A 14,012-nucleotide genomic window follows, 5' to 3' on the forward strand; every position below is an offset into this window, starting at 1 on the left:
ATGCGGCGGGCGTTCCGTCCGGAGAGAACTGATGTTGAAGAATCCTGCCGGCTGGCTGGCCATTGGTGTCCTGGCCATCGCGACGATCGTGATGGTGTTTTTCGTCATGCCCCGCATTTCCGACGACAAGCAACCGCTTGGCGCGGCGATCAACGAGGCTGGCAAACAGGTGGAGCAAGCTGTTGCCGAAGGCGGCAAGGCGGCTCAGGACCTCGTTGAGGGCACCAAGCCGAAGGAACCGGCGACAACGACACCTTCCGCTCCGATGGCACCTGCGCAAAGCGCCCAGGCACCGGCGGCATCATCCACGGCCCCGACCGCCGCACAGGCCCCGGCCTCCAATGCTCCGACATTCGACGTGCTGCGTGTCGAGCCCGATGGCTCCACTGTGATCGCCGGTCGCGCTGAACCGGGCACCACGCTGGAAGTGGCCGACAAGAATTCCGTGCTGGCCAAGGCAGATGTCGCAAATGGTGGTGAGTTTGCCGCCATTCTCGACAACCCGCTGCCGCCGGGTGACCATGAACTGGTGCTGAAAGTCACAGGCAAGGACGGCAAGACCGTCGTGTCCGAAGAAGTGGCAACGATTTCGGTGCCCGCCGTCAAGGGCGGAGAACTGCTGGCCATGGTCACCAAGCCGGGTGAAGCGAGCCGCCTGATGGCGACGCCCACGACCGGTGAACAGGCGCCCTCCAAGACCGAGCGGGTCGCTGTGTCCGCAGAGACAAAGCCGGCTGATAGCGTCAACAAACCGGCAAATCCTGAAGTCGCCGTTACCGCTCCCAATGCAGGCAGCGTCACCGCGAAGACAGATGCCGCAGGCCAAAAGGCCGAAATTCAGATCACCGCCGTGGAGATCGAAGGCGACCGCCTGTTCGTGGCCGGCATTGCCAAGCCGCAGGCCAAACTGCGTGGTTATGCCGATGATACGAAGATCGGTGATGCCAGCGCTGCCGCCAACGGTCATTTCGTGATCGATGGCAAAGTCCCGCTGTCTGTCGGCGATCACCGTATCGCAGTCGAGCAGCTCGGTGCGGACGGCAAGGCTCTGGTTCGTGTGGCCGTGCCGTTCAACCGCCCGGCTGGTGATCAGGTCGCCGCCGTCGCCAGCCCGTCGGCATCCTCATCCGGCAAGATACTGATGCCAATCGATGGTGGCGCCTTCGATAATCTGCGCAATCAGGTCGCACGCGCGCACGAAATCCTGACCCGCCTTTATGCCGATGGCGCTGTGCCGACGGTCGAGCAACTGGCCGCAGCACGTTCGGCCACGATGATCGCACTGAATTCGCTGACGCAGTACCGCCTGCCGGCCGATGCCAGCGCAGAAGCGCGCCGTATTGCCGAAATGACTGTTGCACAGGCAACAGCCGCCTTGAAGGCGCTGGAGGCCCTGCCGCGTGACACCGCCGAATTCGGCAAGGGTTTTGGCGAGATCAGCACGATTATTGCCAGCGCCGTCGGCCCGGTTGTCGATACGCCGCCGACCTCACAGGCCGTAGCGCCCGCCGAGGTCGCAGCCGCCGGCAATGCGCGCATCATCGAGCAGGCACCACTGACCCAGAGCGAAAATGCATCCGTCATCATCCGTCGCGGCGATACGCTGTGGCAGATTTCCCGCCGCGTTTATGGTCAGGGCGTGCGCTACACGACGATCTATCTCGCCAATGAGGACAAGATCACCAATCCGGACCTGATCCAGCCCGGCCAGGTGTTTGGCGTGCCGAACGAGGCGCGGCCGGACGCCGAGGAGCAGCACCGCAAATGGCTGGACCACAACAAGTCCTGACAACCAGGCTGATTTGAACCGACATCCCCGCCCTTGTGGCGGGGATTTTGTTTTGACGGCCGCATCCGCCAAGTTTCATGCCGCTGTCATTGCATCCGCCAGCCTTCACGCTTATGTCCGCGCCATAGCGCTGCACGCGCCCCTCGCCTCAAGGGACCGACATTTCATGGCATCGAAGAAAAAGACCGTTTCGGCGGATAGCGGCAATCCGCTCGGCACACTCGTCAATCTGTGGCCCTATATGTGGCCGACGGGGCGTGCCGATCTGAAGGCACGCGTGCTGTGGGCGACCTTCTATCTGGTTCTGGCGAAACTCATCCTTCTGTCGGTGCCCTATTTCTTCAAATGGGCGACGGATGCGCTGAACGGCAAGCTCGACATGGCCGGCATCCTGCCGGCCTTCTTGCTTGGCGCCGTCATTCTCGTCATCCTCTACAATCTCACCCGCCTTATCCAGGTGGGCCTGAACCAGCTGCGTGACGCGCTGTTTGCCTCGGTCGGCCAGCATGCGGTGCGCCAGCTTGCCTACAAGACGTTTGTGCACATGCACCAGCTTTCGCTGCGCTTCCATCTGGAGCGCAAGACCGGCGGCCTGTCGCGCATTATCGAGCGCGGCACCAAGGGCATCGAAACCATCGTAAGGTTCACCATCCTCAATTCGGTGCCGACGCTTTTGGAATTCGTGCTGACGGCCATCATCTTTTGGGCGGCCTACGGCTTCTGGTATGTACTGGTGACGGCGCTGACCGTCTGGGCCTATATCTGGTTCACCATCAAGGCCAGCGACTGGCGCATCGCCATTCGTCGCTCGATGAACGACAGCGACACCGAAGCCAATACCAAGGCGATCGATTCGCTTCTCAATTTCGAGACCGTCAAATATTTCGGCAACGAGAAGATGGAGGCCGAACGTTTTGACGCCTCTATGGCGAAATACGAGAAATCGGCAACGGAAGTCTGGACATCACTCGGCTGGCTGAACTTCGGCCAAGGCGTGATCTTCGGCATCGGCCAGACCGTGATGATGGTGATGTCGGCGCTTGCCGTTCAGCGCGGCGAGCAGACGATCGGCGATTTCGTCTTCGTCAATGCACTTTTGATGCAGCTGTCGATACCGCTCAATTTCATCGGTTTCGTCTACCGCGAAATCCGTCAGGGCCTGACCGATATCGAACAGATGTTCGACCTTCTCCAGGTCGAGGCCGAAGTCGTGGACTGTCCCGACGCAAAACCGTTGGCGAGTGGACCCGGAGCCATTGCCTTCAACAACGTACATTTTGCCTATGACCCCGAACGGCCGATCCTGAAGGGCGTGTCCTTCGAAGTGCCGGCCGGCAAAACGGTGGCAATCGTCGGGCCATCGGGTGCCGGCAAATCCACCATTTCCCGCCTGCTCTACCGCTTTTACGATGTGCAGCAGGGCTCGGTGACAATCGACGGACAAGATGTGCGTGAAGTCACGCAACAATCGCTGCGCTCGGTCATCGGCATGGTGCCGCAGGATACCGTGCTGTTCAACGACACGATCGCCTACAACATCCGCTACGGCCGCCCAGCCGCCAGTGCTGAAGAAGTGAAGGCCGCCGCCGACATCGCCCAGATCGGCACGTTCATCACCCATCTGCCGGAAGGTTTCGAGACCAAGGTCGGCGAGCGTGGCCTGAAACTGTCAGGCGGTGAAAAGCAGCGAGTGGCGATTGCCCGCACGGTGCTGAAAGGCCCGCCGATCCTTATTCTCGATGAGGCAACGTCAGCGCTCGACACCACGACTGAACACGAAATCCAGTCTGCCCTCGACATCGTTTCGAAAAACCGCACGACGCTGGTGATCGCGCATCGCCTGTCGACCGTCATCAATGCCGACGAGATCATAGTGCTTCGCGCCGGCGAGATTGCCGAGCGCGGCACGCATACCGCCCTCATCGAACAGGGCGGCCTCTACGCCTCGATGTGGAACCGCCAGCGCGAGGCCACACAGGCGGAAGAACATCTGCGCCAGGTGCGCGAAAACGACGACCTCGGCGTGGTCCAGCGTGGCCAACCGGCCGGCGAATAATCTTTGGGGAATGGGAAAGACATGAAACGCAACCGCAAAACCCGCCTGATCGTGCTTGGAGCCGTCGGAATTGTTTACGCGCTGGTTCTGATTTTCTGGGGCTCGCCGTTGCTGGCGTTTACGACCTGGATGGGCTGGGTCGATCCGCAGGCGGCGCGGTGATCGTTTCCAATCGGCAGCGCGACACCCGACTTTTGTGACGAGGATGACATGGGACAGCGCATCATCGGTCTTGTCGGCAAACGGACAGCTCTGAACGAGACCATCAAAATAGTCGGTGCACAATATCTGGCACCGCTGCAACAGGACCTGTTTATCTTGCCACTTGGCCATAGCGCACTCGATGCTCTCGCCACGTATGAGAAACCGTCCCACACGGGTTTTACATACCTCGGGCCGGAACTGGAGCAGGCACTTCGCAACGCCTCGGCCAAGGACGGGTTTCTCTATATCGAGAGTGACTTCTTTGGCGGCATCGGTTCGCAAGCGGCAGCCCTTTTTCGCGATGCCCGACTGATCTGGAAGGAGGCGCGAGCGCTTGGCGAGGAACCTGCCCTGTTTTCGCAACTCCTGGGGTGCGAAGCAAAATGGCCTGTCAACGAGGGCCTGCGGGCAATGGGTGTTCAGCGCCGGTCCGACATGGATGAATTCTCGGCTATCGGCCTCCATGAGTATCGCGCGCCTGACATGGAAGACGAATAGGAACTGGTGCAGGCGCGACCGACGACGCACTGTTCACCGCTCGGCCACTGTGAATATGGCGGGCGGCATGCCATCTGAGGAGCAACGTTCATACGATGTGCTGCACGGCCGTGAGTCTGGATTGGGAAACACATTCAGCCCAGTCCACCGTGTTTGCCAACATAAGGCAAAGTCATGAAAAAGATCGGCTTTCTTTCCTTCGGCCATTGGTCGCCCTCGCCGCAGTCCGGCACGCGTTCGGCCGGTGATGCGCTTTTGCAATCGATCGACCTTGCGGTCGCGGCCGAAGAACTCGGCGCGGATGGCGCTTATTTCCGCGTCCACCATTTTGCCCGTCAGCTTGCCGCTCCCTTTCCGCTTCTCGCCGCCGTCGGTGCGAAGACGAAAAAGATCGAGATCGGCACCGGCGTCATCGATATGCGCTATGAAAACCCGCTCTACATGGCGGAAGATGCCGGCGCTGCCGACTTGATCTCCGAAGGCCGCCTGCAGCTCGGTATCAGCCGTGGTTCACCGGAACAGGTGATCGATGGCTGGCGTTATTTTGGCTATCAGCCGGGTGAAGGCGAAAGCGAAGCCGAGATGGCCCGCCGCAACACCGAAATCCTGCTGGAAGTGCTGAAGGGCAACGGTTTTGCCCAGCCCAACCCGCGTCCGATGTTCCCCAATCCGCCCGGCATGCTGCGTCTGGAACCGCATTCCGAAGGACTACGGGATCGTATCTGGTGGGGTGCCAGTTCGAACAAGACTGCTGAATGGGCAGCCAAGCTCGGCATGAACCTGCAGAGTTCGACGCTGAAGGACGACGAGACCGGCGAGGCTTTCCATATCCAGCAGGCCAAGCAGATCCGCGCCTACCGCGAAGCGTGGAAAGAAGCCGGCCATACGCGCGCACCTCGGGTGTCCGTCAGCCGCAGCATCTTTGCATTGGTGGATGACCGCGACCGCGCCTATTTTGGCAACGGTGGCAAAGAGGACGATTCGATCGGCTTCATCGATGAAAAGACCCGCGCCATCTTCGGGCGCTCCTATGCCGGTGAGCCGGACAGGCTGGTCGAGGAGTTGAAGAAGGATGAGGCGATTGCCGAGGCCGATACGCTGCTTCTGACAGTGCCGAACCAGCTGGGCGTGGACTACAACGCCCACGTGATCGAGGCGATCCTCAAACACGTGGCGCCTGCCATGGGCTGGCGCTAAGCTCGCGCGACACATGAACAAGGCCCGGAAATCCTAGCGATTTCCGGGCCTTGTCGTTTCACGTTGCGACGTCGGGCTTAACCCGAAATCATGTCGCCGCGCTGCCATTCCTCCTTGCCCCAGTTGCGCAGACGCATGCGCGGCGCAATCAGCCAGGAAATGAAGGGCGACAATGCGAAGCTCAGCACCACGACAGCCGGGATCAGATATTTGGCGTGTTCCGTAAGTGCCGGCACTGTCAGAACGGTAATCGTGCCGACACCGAAAAGAACGGCATTGACCATCATACCGCACATGATTGCCAGCCAGATGTTCGTTTTGGTCATGTCAATTCTCCTTGTCTGAGACTGACAAAATCCCGCTGGCGGACATGAGTTCCAAAATAAATGACAAAATGTCGCATATCGCGACATGGGGAATGCCTCAAACGGCCACCGGCTATGGGTTCGTTGCAGGCGATGTGATACCGGGTTTTTCGCCTCCTGCCGGCGCCTGTGAGGAAGCATCAGGCCCCCGCATGACGCTGATCATGATGGCAGCCGGCACGGCAAGTAAGGCTGCCAATGGCGGGAGGAACATCAGCGCATGGACACGCCCTGGCAAACGGCCGCGTTTCCACCACATGAATCCGCCCCAGAAGATCAACAGCGGAATTCCCAGAACAACGAGACCCGCAAAGACGCCAAACATAGGCCCGATCAAGCCGGGACCATGGGGATCCACCACCCATGCCAGATAGGCTTGGAACAGCAGCCATCCCGTCAGAATGAATGCAAGCGAAATACCCGAGAGGAAGGGCCGTATGTCTTTCATTCAAGATCTTTCTTCGCGCACCCAATTCAGAAAAACAACGAGCCGATCGATGGCTATTTTCGCAAATAAACACAACTATCAACAAGGTGAATTGCGTCGTTGCGGAACCACATTGCCGCAGTAAGGGTTTTTCTGTAGTCAGAGTGCGCCGACAACGCAGGAGAACACGGTTGATCAACCTACTCGACACCATTCGCAACACGCTCGTCCCGATCCACAAGGAGGGCTACCTGTTTGTCGCCGCGTTCTTCGTGGTATCGCTGGTTCTCGGCCTGATCGCCGAACCGCTGTTCTGGATCGGCCTGATCCTGACCGCATGGTGCGCTTATTTCTTCCGCGATCCCGAACGCGTCGTGCCGCAGGATGAAGACCTCGTCATCAGCCCGGCAGACGGCCGCATCAGCCATGTCGCCATGGTCGTGCCGCCAGCGGAACTGGATCTCGGCTCCGAGCCTATGCTGCGCATTTCCGTGTTCATGAACGTGTTCGATTGCCATATTAACCGCGCCCCCGTGCGTGGCCGTATTTCGCAGATCGCCTATCGTTCGGGCCAGTTCATCAACGCCGAACTCGACAAGGCCTCGACAGACAACGAGCGCAACGGCCTCGTCATCGAAAGCAAGCACGGCAAGCTCGGCGTCGTGCAGATCGCCGGCCTCGTTGCACGCCGCATTCTCTGCTTTGTACAGCCGAACGAACCGCTGGAAGCCGGCGAGCGTTTCGGCCTGATCCGTTTCGGTTCGCGTCTCGACGTTTATGTGCCGGCAGGCGGCGAAGCCCGTGTCTCGATCGGCCAGCGCGCCATCGGTGGTGAAACGGTGCTGGCCGAATTCGGTTCGGCCAAAGGCCCGGTCGTCAGCCGCCGCAACTGACGCGAACGACAATCAACCGTTCGCGGAATGGAGAATGAGAATGGACCAGCCAGCAGAGCCGCACACAACCGGACAGACGGATACGAACGCGGACACCGCATCGAAAGTCCGCCAGGACGATAGCGGTCGCGGGCCCCGCCTGCGGGAAATCCCGCTCAGGCTGATGATCCCCAATCTCATTACCGTTCTTGCCATCTGCGCCGGCCTTACCGGCATTCGACTGGCCTTCGAAGGCCGGTTCGAACTGGCGGTCGGCATGGTTCTGCTTGCCGCCTTCCTCGACGGGATCGACGGGCGCATCGCCCGTCTCCTGAAGGCGACGTCGCGGTTCGGCGTGCAGATGGACAGTCTTGCCGACATCATCAATTTCGGCGTTGCCCCTGCCCTTGTGCTTTACGCCTATGTGCTTGACGGCGCCCGGTCGCTCGGCTGGATCGCGGCGCTGATCTACGCGATCGCTGCCGGCCTTCGCCTTGCCCGTTTCAATGTCATGGAAGAGCGATCGGTGAAGGCGGCATGGCAGTCGGAGTTCTTCGTCGGCGTGCCGGCACCGATGGGTGCCATGCTTGTGCTTCTGCCTGTCTATCTCGGCTTTCTGGGCGTTCCGCTGGAAGGCTGGGTAGCCTATGCCGCCAGCGCCTACACGGTTTTGATGGGATACCTTCTCGTCAGCCGACTGCCGATCTGGTCCGGCAAGTCGGAAACCCGCATCCGCCGCGACCTGATGTTGCCGGTCATTCTCGGCGTCGTCATCTATGTGGCTCTTCTGATGAGTTTCACCTGGGAAGTGCTGTCGATCACCGTGATCGCCTATCTCTCCATGCTGCCATTCAGCGCGCGCGCCTGGCATCGTCGGTACGGCACGCTGACCATCGAGGACGATCACGCCTCGCCGTGATTCTTTGCCCTGCAAGGCGAATGCTGCGTTGCAGCTACAGTCTGCGGCAAGATGACACCTTTATGAATATTCCTCCGGATCGCTATGATTTCATCGTATTTCCGCCCGGATTTACGGTGAAAGCGGCGATCGACAACAAGATCGCCCCAGAGGAACGAACATGACCAACCCTATCGCCCTGGCCGATGCAGCCCCGGCCGAGAAGAACCAGAACAACCTGCATGCGCCGTTGCGCCCGCTCGGCATCAAGGCCGTGATTGCCGCAACGATGATGCTGAAGCGCAAGCCGGCCAAGAAGTCCTGAGTTTCAGGCCGGATTATTCCCCGGCAACAAAGCTGACGAGAAGGCCGATGGCGAGCAGAGCCATGACAAGGCCGATCAGCACGTCCAGCACGCGCCAGGCCGATGGCCTGGCAAACAGCGGCGCCAGAAAACGCGCGCCATATCCAAGCCCGAAAAACCACGTGAACGATGCGACCGCGGCACCGACGCCGTAAGCGAGACGCGCTGTTCCCTCATGCGCTGCCGACAGGCTGCCGAGCAGCACCACCGTATCCAGATAGACATGCGGATTGAGGAAGGTGAAGGCCAGGCACGCCATGACCGCAGTCCTCAGCGGCATGCCCTGAGGCGCACCTGCCACCATGGCCGATGGCGCCAAGGCGCGCTTGAACGCCATGAAGGAATAGGTAGCCAGAAACAGAAAGCCACCAATGGTGACGACCGCGATCAGTACGGGCGATTTCGACACCAGTGTCCCGAGGCCCGCCACACCGGCGGCTATCAGCAGTGCATCCGACGCCGCGCAGATCAGGCATAGAATGAAGACATGGCTGCGGATGAGCCCCTGACGCAGGATGAAGGCATTCTGCGCACCGATCGCAATGATCAGCGAGCCACCGAGCGCAAAACCGGAAAGGGCAGCGGGAAAAAGATCCATGAAGGGGCAGTCCAGTCTGGGTATTAGGCGGGAGGAGGATCAGTACACGAGAATCAGAAAAGAGAAAGCTGGCTATCGTCAGGTTTCGGCTTTGGCCTGAGCACTGGCAGCGGCGCCACGTCATCTGCGGGCAGTTGCAGCTCCGCGCCCATGTTTGAGACCTTGTTGACGCTGTCCGAGACCGGGATTGCCTCGAAAAAATCGTCATCCACCGCCGTCATCAGATCTTTGACCTCACGCGGTTCCTGCAAGCGGCAATCCAGCCAGCGGGTAAAATCCTCCTGGGAAATCACCACCGGCATGCGGTCATGGATGCGTTTCAGCGAACGGTTGGCGGCAGTCGTGAGAATGGCAGCGGTATCGATCTCCGACCCATCGGCCGAGGCATAGGTTTCCATAAGCCCGGCGAAGGCTATCAGGCCGCCCTTCTTCGGGCGGATCCAGTAGGGTTGCGACTTTTCCTCACCCGATTTTTCCGGTCGTCGCCATTCGTAAAACCCCGAGGCCGGCACGAGAATTCGACGATGGCGCATGGCGGCCCGAAAAGATGCCTTGCCGATCGCCGTTTCTGCCCGTGCATTGATCATCAGGCTGAGGTCTTTCGGGTCTTTGGCCCAGCCGGGAATGAAACCCCAGCGGGCCAGAAAGGCGCGGCGATCCGGCAGGTTGCTGCCGGGATCGGGCCTTTCCGACTGCATAACGACGAGAATGGGCTGCGTCGGCGCGATGTTAAAGCGCGGCGGAAAATCTTCCACCAGCGCAACGCTGACGAAATTCAACACGTCGTCGGGAGTGGTTGTCAGGGCGTATCGTCCGCACATCCTGTTTTCATCGCACCGGTATGTTGAAGGGTCAAGTCAGCTGGTTCAGGCGCTGCGCGGCCCAAATATGATGACGGCTGAACCGATCAGGCAGAGCGCCGTACCGGCAAGGTCCCAGCGGTCCGGCATACGGCCTTCGACGGCCAGCAGCCAGAGGATGGAGGCGAGAATATAGATGCCGCCATAGGCCGCATAGGTGCGGCCCGCCGCCTCACTTTCGACCAGCGCAAGAAGCCATGCAAACAGGACGAGGCTGATGACACCGGGCGCCAGCCACCAGACCGGTTTTTCCAGCCGCAGCCAGCCCCACACGGCAAAACAGCCGGCAATCTCGAAAACGGCGGCAAGGGCGTAGAGGATGTAGGTCCTGATCAAAAGCATCACCTCGCCGAATTGCAGCGCATACGCTACAATTTCACATGATCGAAATCCGGGAAACCGCAATCCATGCGAATTGGTTTGCCCGACGCGGGGCGAGCGAGCCAAGGCCCGAATCAACACGCGTATCCGTCGCTTCTCACTTGGCGATGCCGGTGATGTAAAGCCTGTCGGTAGCGCAATCGGCAGAATGCGGATCGACTACGACCCCGGTTATCGCGTCTATTCGTCAGTCAGGGGCAGGTTTTCATCACGCCCTTGTTGCGTAGCCTTCAAGTTCGACGGCAAGGATGCTGTCCGGGTGTACTTCGAGCAATATGATTGAGGTGGAGAGCAATGACTGAGCACCATGTAAAAAGGCCGTTGGCGCGCTGCCCGTCTCACCCTGGCGCATTGCTGGCGGACATCAAGCCGGCCACAGGCAAGACCGAGGTCGAAATCGCCGCCTGCCATGCTGAGCGTGACGTCGATTTTAGCAACATCCCGACACCGACCGTCGCATGACCGTCTCGCATCCCCGCCCCGCTTCCTCCGCCATTCTCGAACGCGATGGCCGTTTCCTGCTGATCAGGCGAATCAACCCGCCATCTGCCGACCTGTTCGCTTTCCCCGGCGGGCGCGGCGAACCGGGAGAAACACCGGCCGATACCGCCATGCGGGAATTTTTCGAGGAAACCGGAATACCGGTGCGCGAACCTGAACTGTTTGCCACCTACGACCTGAAAACCGAATCGGAAGGCGGCGATATCCTCAGCCACTTCTTTCTCTCGGTGTTTCTTGTTCAGGCCGACGAAGACATCGAAGCCGTTGCCGCCGATGATGCCGCCGATCCGGGCTGGTACACGGTGGATGAAATCCGCGCGCTGCCGGTTCCGCCCAGCGTTCTCGAATGCGCCGAACGACTGGCGGCGCGGGTCGCAAAAGGCTAAAAGACTGGCGAGTGGCCGCAGCAGATTCGCGGGCGGCGCCGCTATTCCGGATCATCGATGACGCCTCGCAAACGCCTTGTTACCGCCTGCCTTCTGGCCATGAGCCTGCCGCTTTCGGCCTCGCCCGCGCTGGCGCAGAAAAAGGCCGCGTCGCCTGCCCCGCCGGCCGCGACGGCACCGCCTGCGGAAAAGCCTGCGCCTTATGACGACCGGCTTTCAAGGCTTTCCGAAATTCTCGGCTCGGTGCATTACCTGCGCACGCTCTGTGGAGAACGTCAGTCGGGCTGGCGCACGTCCATGCAGAAACTGATTGATTCCGAGACGGCAAATGAGCCAAAACGGCGCGAGAGACTCACGGCAGCCTTCAATCGCGGCTACCGCTCGTTTGCCTCCGTGCACACGACCTGCACCCCGACCGCGCGCTCCGCGGAAGAGGCATACCGTGCCGAAGGAGCAACACTGGCTGCGGAAATCGCCGCTCGCTACGGAAATTAAGTGTTTATTTACCCGTTTCGCTCGCAAGCCGTGTCGTTTTGATAAAAGGCTGGTAATCTTGTTAACGCACCGGTAACACACTGGTGTCGGAAAGAGGATGATTATGCAGACAGCCCGTAACGACATCGATGAGATGATTGTGCACGAAAAGATGCAGGTGGCGCTCGAATACCAGAACGAGGCGTGGGCCGATGGCCGTGCCGATGGTATCGAGCCGGAAATCATCGCAGATGCCGCCATTGCTCTTGCCATGCGCGAAACCATTCGCATGCACGGTGAAGCGGGCGCGGAAGCCATGTTGCAGTCGCTGCGCGAACGCATGCTGGCTGGTGAATTTTCACCGCAGCGCATCATTCAGTAAGCGCAAGCATCAATTCTCATGTAAGATCGGGGCTTTCCAACAGGAACGCCAATACAGCCATGCCCAACAGCCGTTTTTCCCGCACCCTGCTTGCCGTCGCGCTTACCGGCGCGACAGCCTTGACTCAGGCTCCTGCCGCCTTTGCCCTTTCGGGCATGGCACAGACAAAGCCCGTGGGTGCCCAGGGCATTCAGCCGGCTGAAACGGCACCGTCGGTCAAGGGCACGGAAAACCAGCACAGTCAGGCGACACCGCCAGCCGCTGAACAACCTGCCGCCACGCCCGAGGCGGAAGGTGAAACCGAACAGGCCATCAAGGCTGAAATCATCCATGATTTCAGCAAGCTGCCGGAACCGGTACGCAAGCTGCGCGAGGCGATCGTCGAAGCCGCCGCCTCCGGTGATGTCGAACGCATGCGGCCTATCATGGATCCGGGCGCCAAGAAGACCGATGGTCCCGACCAGAACGAAGATCCGATCGAGACACTGAAGAGCTTTTCCGGCGATACCGAGGGCCTGGAAATCCTCGCCATCATGCTCGACCTGATGCAGACGGGCGTTGCCCGTATCGAGGCCGGCACGCCGGATGAAGTTTATGTCTGGCCCTATTTCGTCGGCAAGCCGCTGAACGAGCTGACGCCGCCGGAAAAGGTCGATCTTCTGCGCATCGTTACCGCCGGCGATCTCGCCGCCATGGACGAAGCGGGCGGCTATAATTTCTATCGCATCGGCATTTCGCCCGACGGCAAGTGGAAGTTCATCGTCAGCGGCGACTAAGCAGCGCTGAGGCGAATTTTTCCGGGTGAGGCGCATGCTTGCCGCCGGGACACCTAAACCTTAACTCTAGGATAGCCTTCGACGCGCATTCGCTTGCGCGCGAACATTCCATTTCCGATTCGTACGGGTGAAAATCATGCCGTCAGCTTTCCTTTCCGATCGTGCCCTCCTCTCCGTCACAGGCAAGGATGCGGAGGATTTCCTCCACAATCTGATCACCACCGACATTGCCGGCCTACCGGAAGACGAGGCACGCCCTGGTGCACTTCTGACCCCTCAGGGCAAGATCCTCTTCGATTTCGTGATCTGGCGTGTCGAGGCAGGCTTCGCTATCGAAATCGACCACGCGCAGCGCGACGCTTTTGCGCGACGTCTGACCATGTACAAGCTGCGTGCCGCGGTCGATATCACCATGAACGAAGACAGCGGTGTAACGGTCGCATGGCATGGCCAAACCTTGCCGGGCGGCGTCACCGATACCGCCTTCGCCAAGGCAGGCATCGCGCTGCAGCGTGCGTCCGGCAAACAGGAGGAAGGTGACGAGACTGCATATCAGGCCCTGCGCATAACCGCCGGACTTGCGGTATCGGGCCATGATTTTGCGTTGCAGGATGCATTTCCGCATGATGTCCTGCTCGACAAGGATGGCGGGCTTTCCTTCCGCAAGGGATGTTATGTCGGCCAGGAAGTGGTGTCGCGCATGCAGCATCGCGGCACGGCGCGTCGTCGCGTGGTGATCGTGTCTGCCGCGCAGGACCTTCCCGCAGCCGGCACGGATATTCTGGCAGGTTCGAAACCGGTCGGCACGCTTGGTTCGACGGCAGGCGGCAATGGCCTCGCGATCGTTCGTATCGATCGTGTCGGCGATGCACTGGCGAGCGGCGTTCCTCTCACGGCAGCCGATATTGCGGTCTCGCTGACCCTGCCGGAATGGTCGGGCCTGTCGTTCCCGACAGGCGCGGAAGAGGCGGAAACGTGAGCGCT

Annotated in this window: 18 protein-coding genes and 1 pseudogene; 14 read left to right on the plus strand and 5 right to left on the minus strand. The window is 60.2% G+C overall.

Annotated elements, in window-relative coordinates; translation table 11 throughout:
• The first annotated feature begins 31 nt into the window (after positions 1-31).
• The 5 genes from GAO09_RS06170 (at position 32) to GAO09_RS06190 (ending at position 5,744) form a co-directional block, all read left to right on the plus strand.
• Positions 32-1,789, plus strand: a complete 1,758-nt coding sequence (locus GAO09_RS06170) for an Ig-like domain-containing protein (RefSeq protein ID WP_153353172.1) — start codon at positions 32-34, stop codon at positions 1,787-1,789.
• Between the two features lie 166 nt (positions 1,790-1,955).
• Positions 1,956-3,845, plus strand: a complete 1,890-nt coding sequence (locus GAO09_RS06175; protein WP_153353173.1) for an ABCB family ABC transporter ATP-binding protein/permease — start codon at positions 1,956-1,958, stop codon at positions 3,843-3,845.
• A gap of 21 nt (positions 3,846-3,866) precedes the next feature.
• Positions 3,867-4,007 carry a hypothetical protein gene (locus GAO09_RS06180; RefSeq protein ID WP_153353174.1) on the plus strand — a complete coding sequence of 47 codons (141 nt, stop codon included), beginning with the start codon at positions 3,867-3,869 and terminating at the stop codon, positions 4,005-4,007.
• Between the two features lie 48 nt (positions 4,008-4,055).
• Positions 4,056-4,547, plus strand: a complete 492-nt coding sequence (locus tag GAO09_RS06185) for a hypothetical protein (RefSeq protein ID WP_153353175.1) — start codon at positions 4,056-4,058, stop codon at positions 4,545-4,547.
• Positions 4,548-4,721: 174 nt separating this feature from the next.
• Positions 4,722-5,744 (plus strand): LLM class flavin-dependent oxidoreductase, encoded by a 1,023-nt coding sequence (locus GAO09_RS06190; protein ID WP_153353176.1) that lies wholly within the window; start codon positions 4,722-4,724, stop codon positions 5,742-5,744.
• Between the two features lie 77 nt (positions 5,745-5,821).
• Here GAO09_RS06190 and GAO09_RS06195 read toward each other — a convergent pair whose 3' ends face one another.
• Positions 5,822-6,070 (minus strand): hypothetical protein, encoded by a 249-nt coding sequence (locus tag GAO09_RS06195; RefSeq protein ID WP_153353177.1) that lies wholly within the window; start codon positions 6,068-6,070, stop codon positions 5,822-5,824.
• Between the two features lie 112 nt (positions 6,071-6,182).
• Positions 6,183-6,557, minus strand: a complete 375-nt coding sequence (locus GAO09_RS06200; protein ID WP_153353178.1) for a hypothetical protein — start codon at positions 6,555-6,557, stop codon at positions 6,183-6,185.
• Here GAO09_RS06200 and GAO09_RS06205 point away from each other — a divergent pair.
• The 3 genes from GAO09_RS06205 (at position 6,515) to GAO09_RS06215 (ending at position 8,631) form a co-directional block, all read left to right on the plus strand.
• Complete coding sequence (locus GAO09_RS06205) at positions 6,515-7,429, plus strand: phosphatidylserine decarboxylase (RefSeq protein ID WP_274379750.1); 915 nt, start codon at positions 6,515-6,517, stop codon at positions 7,427-7,429. The two genes, GAO09_RS06200 and GAO09_RS06205, sit on opposite strands and share 43 nt — an antisense overlap.
• A 34-nt stretch (positions 7,430-7,463) precedes the next feature.
• Positions 7,464-8,327: a CDP-diacylglycerol--serine O-phosphatidyltransferase gene (gene pssA, locus GAO09_RS06210; protein WP_410768562.1), complete on the plus strand. Its 864-nt coding sequence runs from the start codon at positions 7,464-7,466 to the stop codon at positions 8,325-8,327.
• A 160-nt stretch (positions 8,328-8,487) separates the two neighbouring features.
• Positions 8,488-8,631: a hypothetical protein gene (locus GAO09_RS06215; protein WP_153353181.1), complete on the plus strand. Its 144-nt coding sequence runs from the start codon at positions 8,488-8,490 to the stop codon at positions 8,629-8,631.
• A 13-nt stretch (positions 8,632-8,644) separates the two neighbouring features.
• Here GAO09_RS06215 and GAO09_RS06220 read toward each other — a convergent pair whose 3' ends face one another.
• The 3 genes from GAO09_RS06220 to GAO09_RS06230 are packed head-to-tail and all read right to left on the minus strand — an operon-like array spanning position 8,645 to position 10,470.
• A complete protein-coding gene (locus GAO09_RS06220; RefSeq protein WP_153353182.1) occupies positions 8,645-9,268 on the minus strand; it encodes a LysE/ArgO family amino acid transporter in 624 nt (207 codons plus the stop codon).
• A 53-nt stretch (positions 9,269-9,321) separates the two neighbouring features.
• The gene (locus GAO09_RS06225) at positions 9,322-10,089 is read right to left on the minus strand and encodes an SOS response-associated peptidase (protein WP_153353183.1); all 768 of its coding nucleotides are present in this window, start codon (positions 10,087-10,089) and stop codon (positions 9,322-9,324) included.
• Between the two features lie 45 nt (positions 10,090-10,134).
• The gene (locus tag GAO09_RS06230) at positions 10,135-10,470 is read right to left on the minus strand and encodes a YnfA family protein (protein WP_153353184.1); all 336 of its coding nucleotides are present in this window, start codon (positions 10,468-10,470) and stop codon (positions 10,135-10,137) included.
• 333 nt (positions 10,471-10,803) lie between these two features.
• Between GAO09_RS06230 and GAO09_RS30450 the strand changes: the two are divergent.
• From GAO09_RS30450 to ygfZ, 6 genes and pseudogenes are all read left to right on the plus strand, one after another.
• Positions 10,804-10,911: pseudogene (locus GAO09_RS30450) on the plus strand (HigA family addiction module antitoxin); the annotation flags it as partial.
• A 56-nt stretch (positions 10,912-10,967) separates the two neighbouring features.
• The gene (locus GAO09_RS06235; protein ID WP_153353185.1) at positions 10,968-11,396 is read left to right on the plus strand and encodes an NUDIX hydrolase; all 429 of its coding nucleotides are present in this window, start codon (positions 10,968-10,970) and stop codon (positions 11,394-11,396) included.
• Between the two features lie 57 nt (positions 11,397-11,453).
• Positions 11,454-11,891 carry a TIGR02301 family protein gene (locus GAO09_RS06240; RefSeq protein WP_153353186.1) on the plus strand — a complete coding sequence of 146 codons (438 nt, stop codon included), beginning with the start codon at positions 11,454-11,456 and terminating at the stop codon, positions 11,889-11,891.
• 103 nt (positions 11,892-11,994) lie between these two features.
• Positions 11,995-12,252, plus strand: coding sequence for a hypothetical protein (locus tag GAO09_RS06245; protein WP_112732297.1), 258 nt, complete (start codon positions 11,995-11,997; stop codon positions 12,250-12,252).
• Between the two features lie 59 nt (positions 12,253-12,311).
• Positions 12,312-13,028, plus strand: a complete 717-nt coding sequence (locus GAO09_RS06250; RefSeq protein ID WP_153353187.1) for a hypothetical protein — start codon at positions 12,312-12,314, stop codon at positions 13,026-13,028.
• Positions 13,029-13,164: 136 nt separating this feature from the next.
• Complete coding sequence (gene ygfZ, locus GAO09_RS06255) at positions 13,165-14,007, plus strand: CAF17-like 4Fe-4S cluster assembly/insertion protein YgfZ (protein WP_153353188.1); 843 nt, start codon at positions 13,165-13,167, stop codon at positions 14,005-14,007.
• Positions 14,008-14,012 lie beyond the last annotated feature (5 nt).

Origin of the sequence: Endobacterium cereale (assembly GCF_009617585.1) — a bacterium.
GTDB classification, from domain to species: domain Bacteria; phylum Pseudomonadota; class Alphaproteobacteria; order Rhizobiales; family Rhizobiaceae; genus Neorhizobium; species Neorhizobium cereale.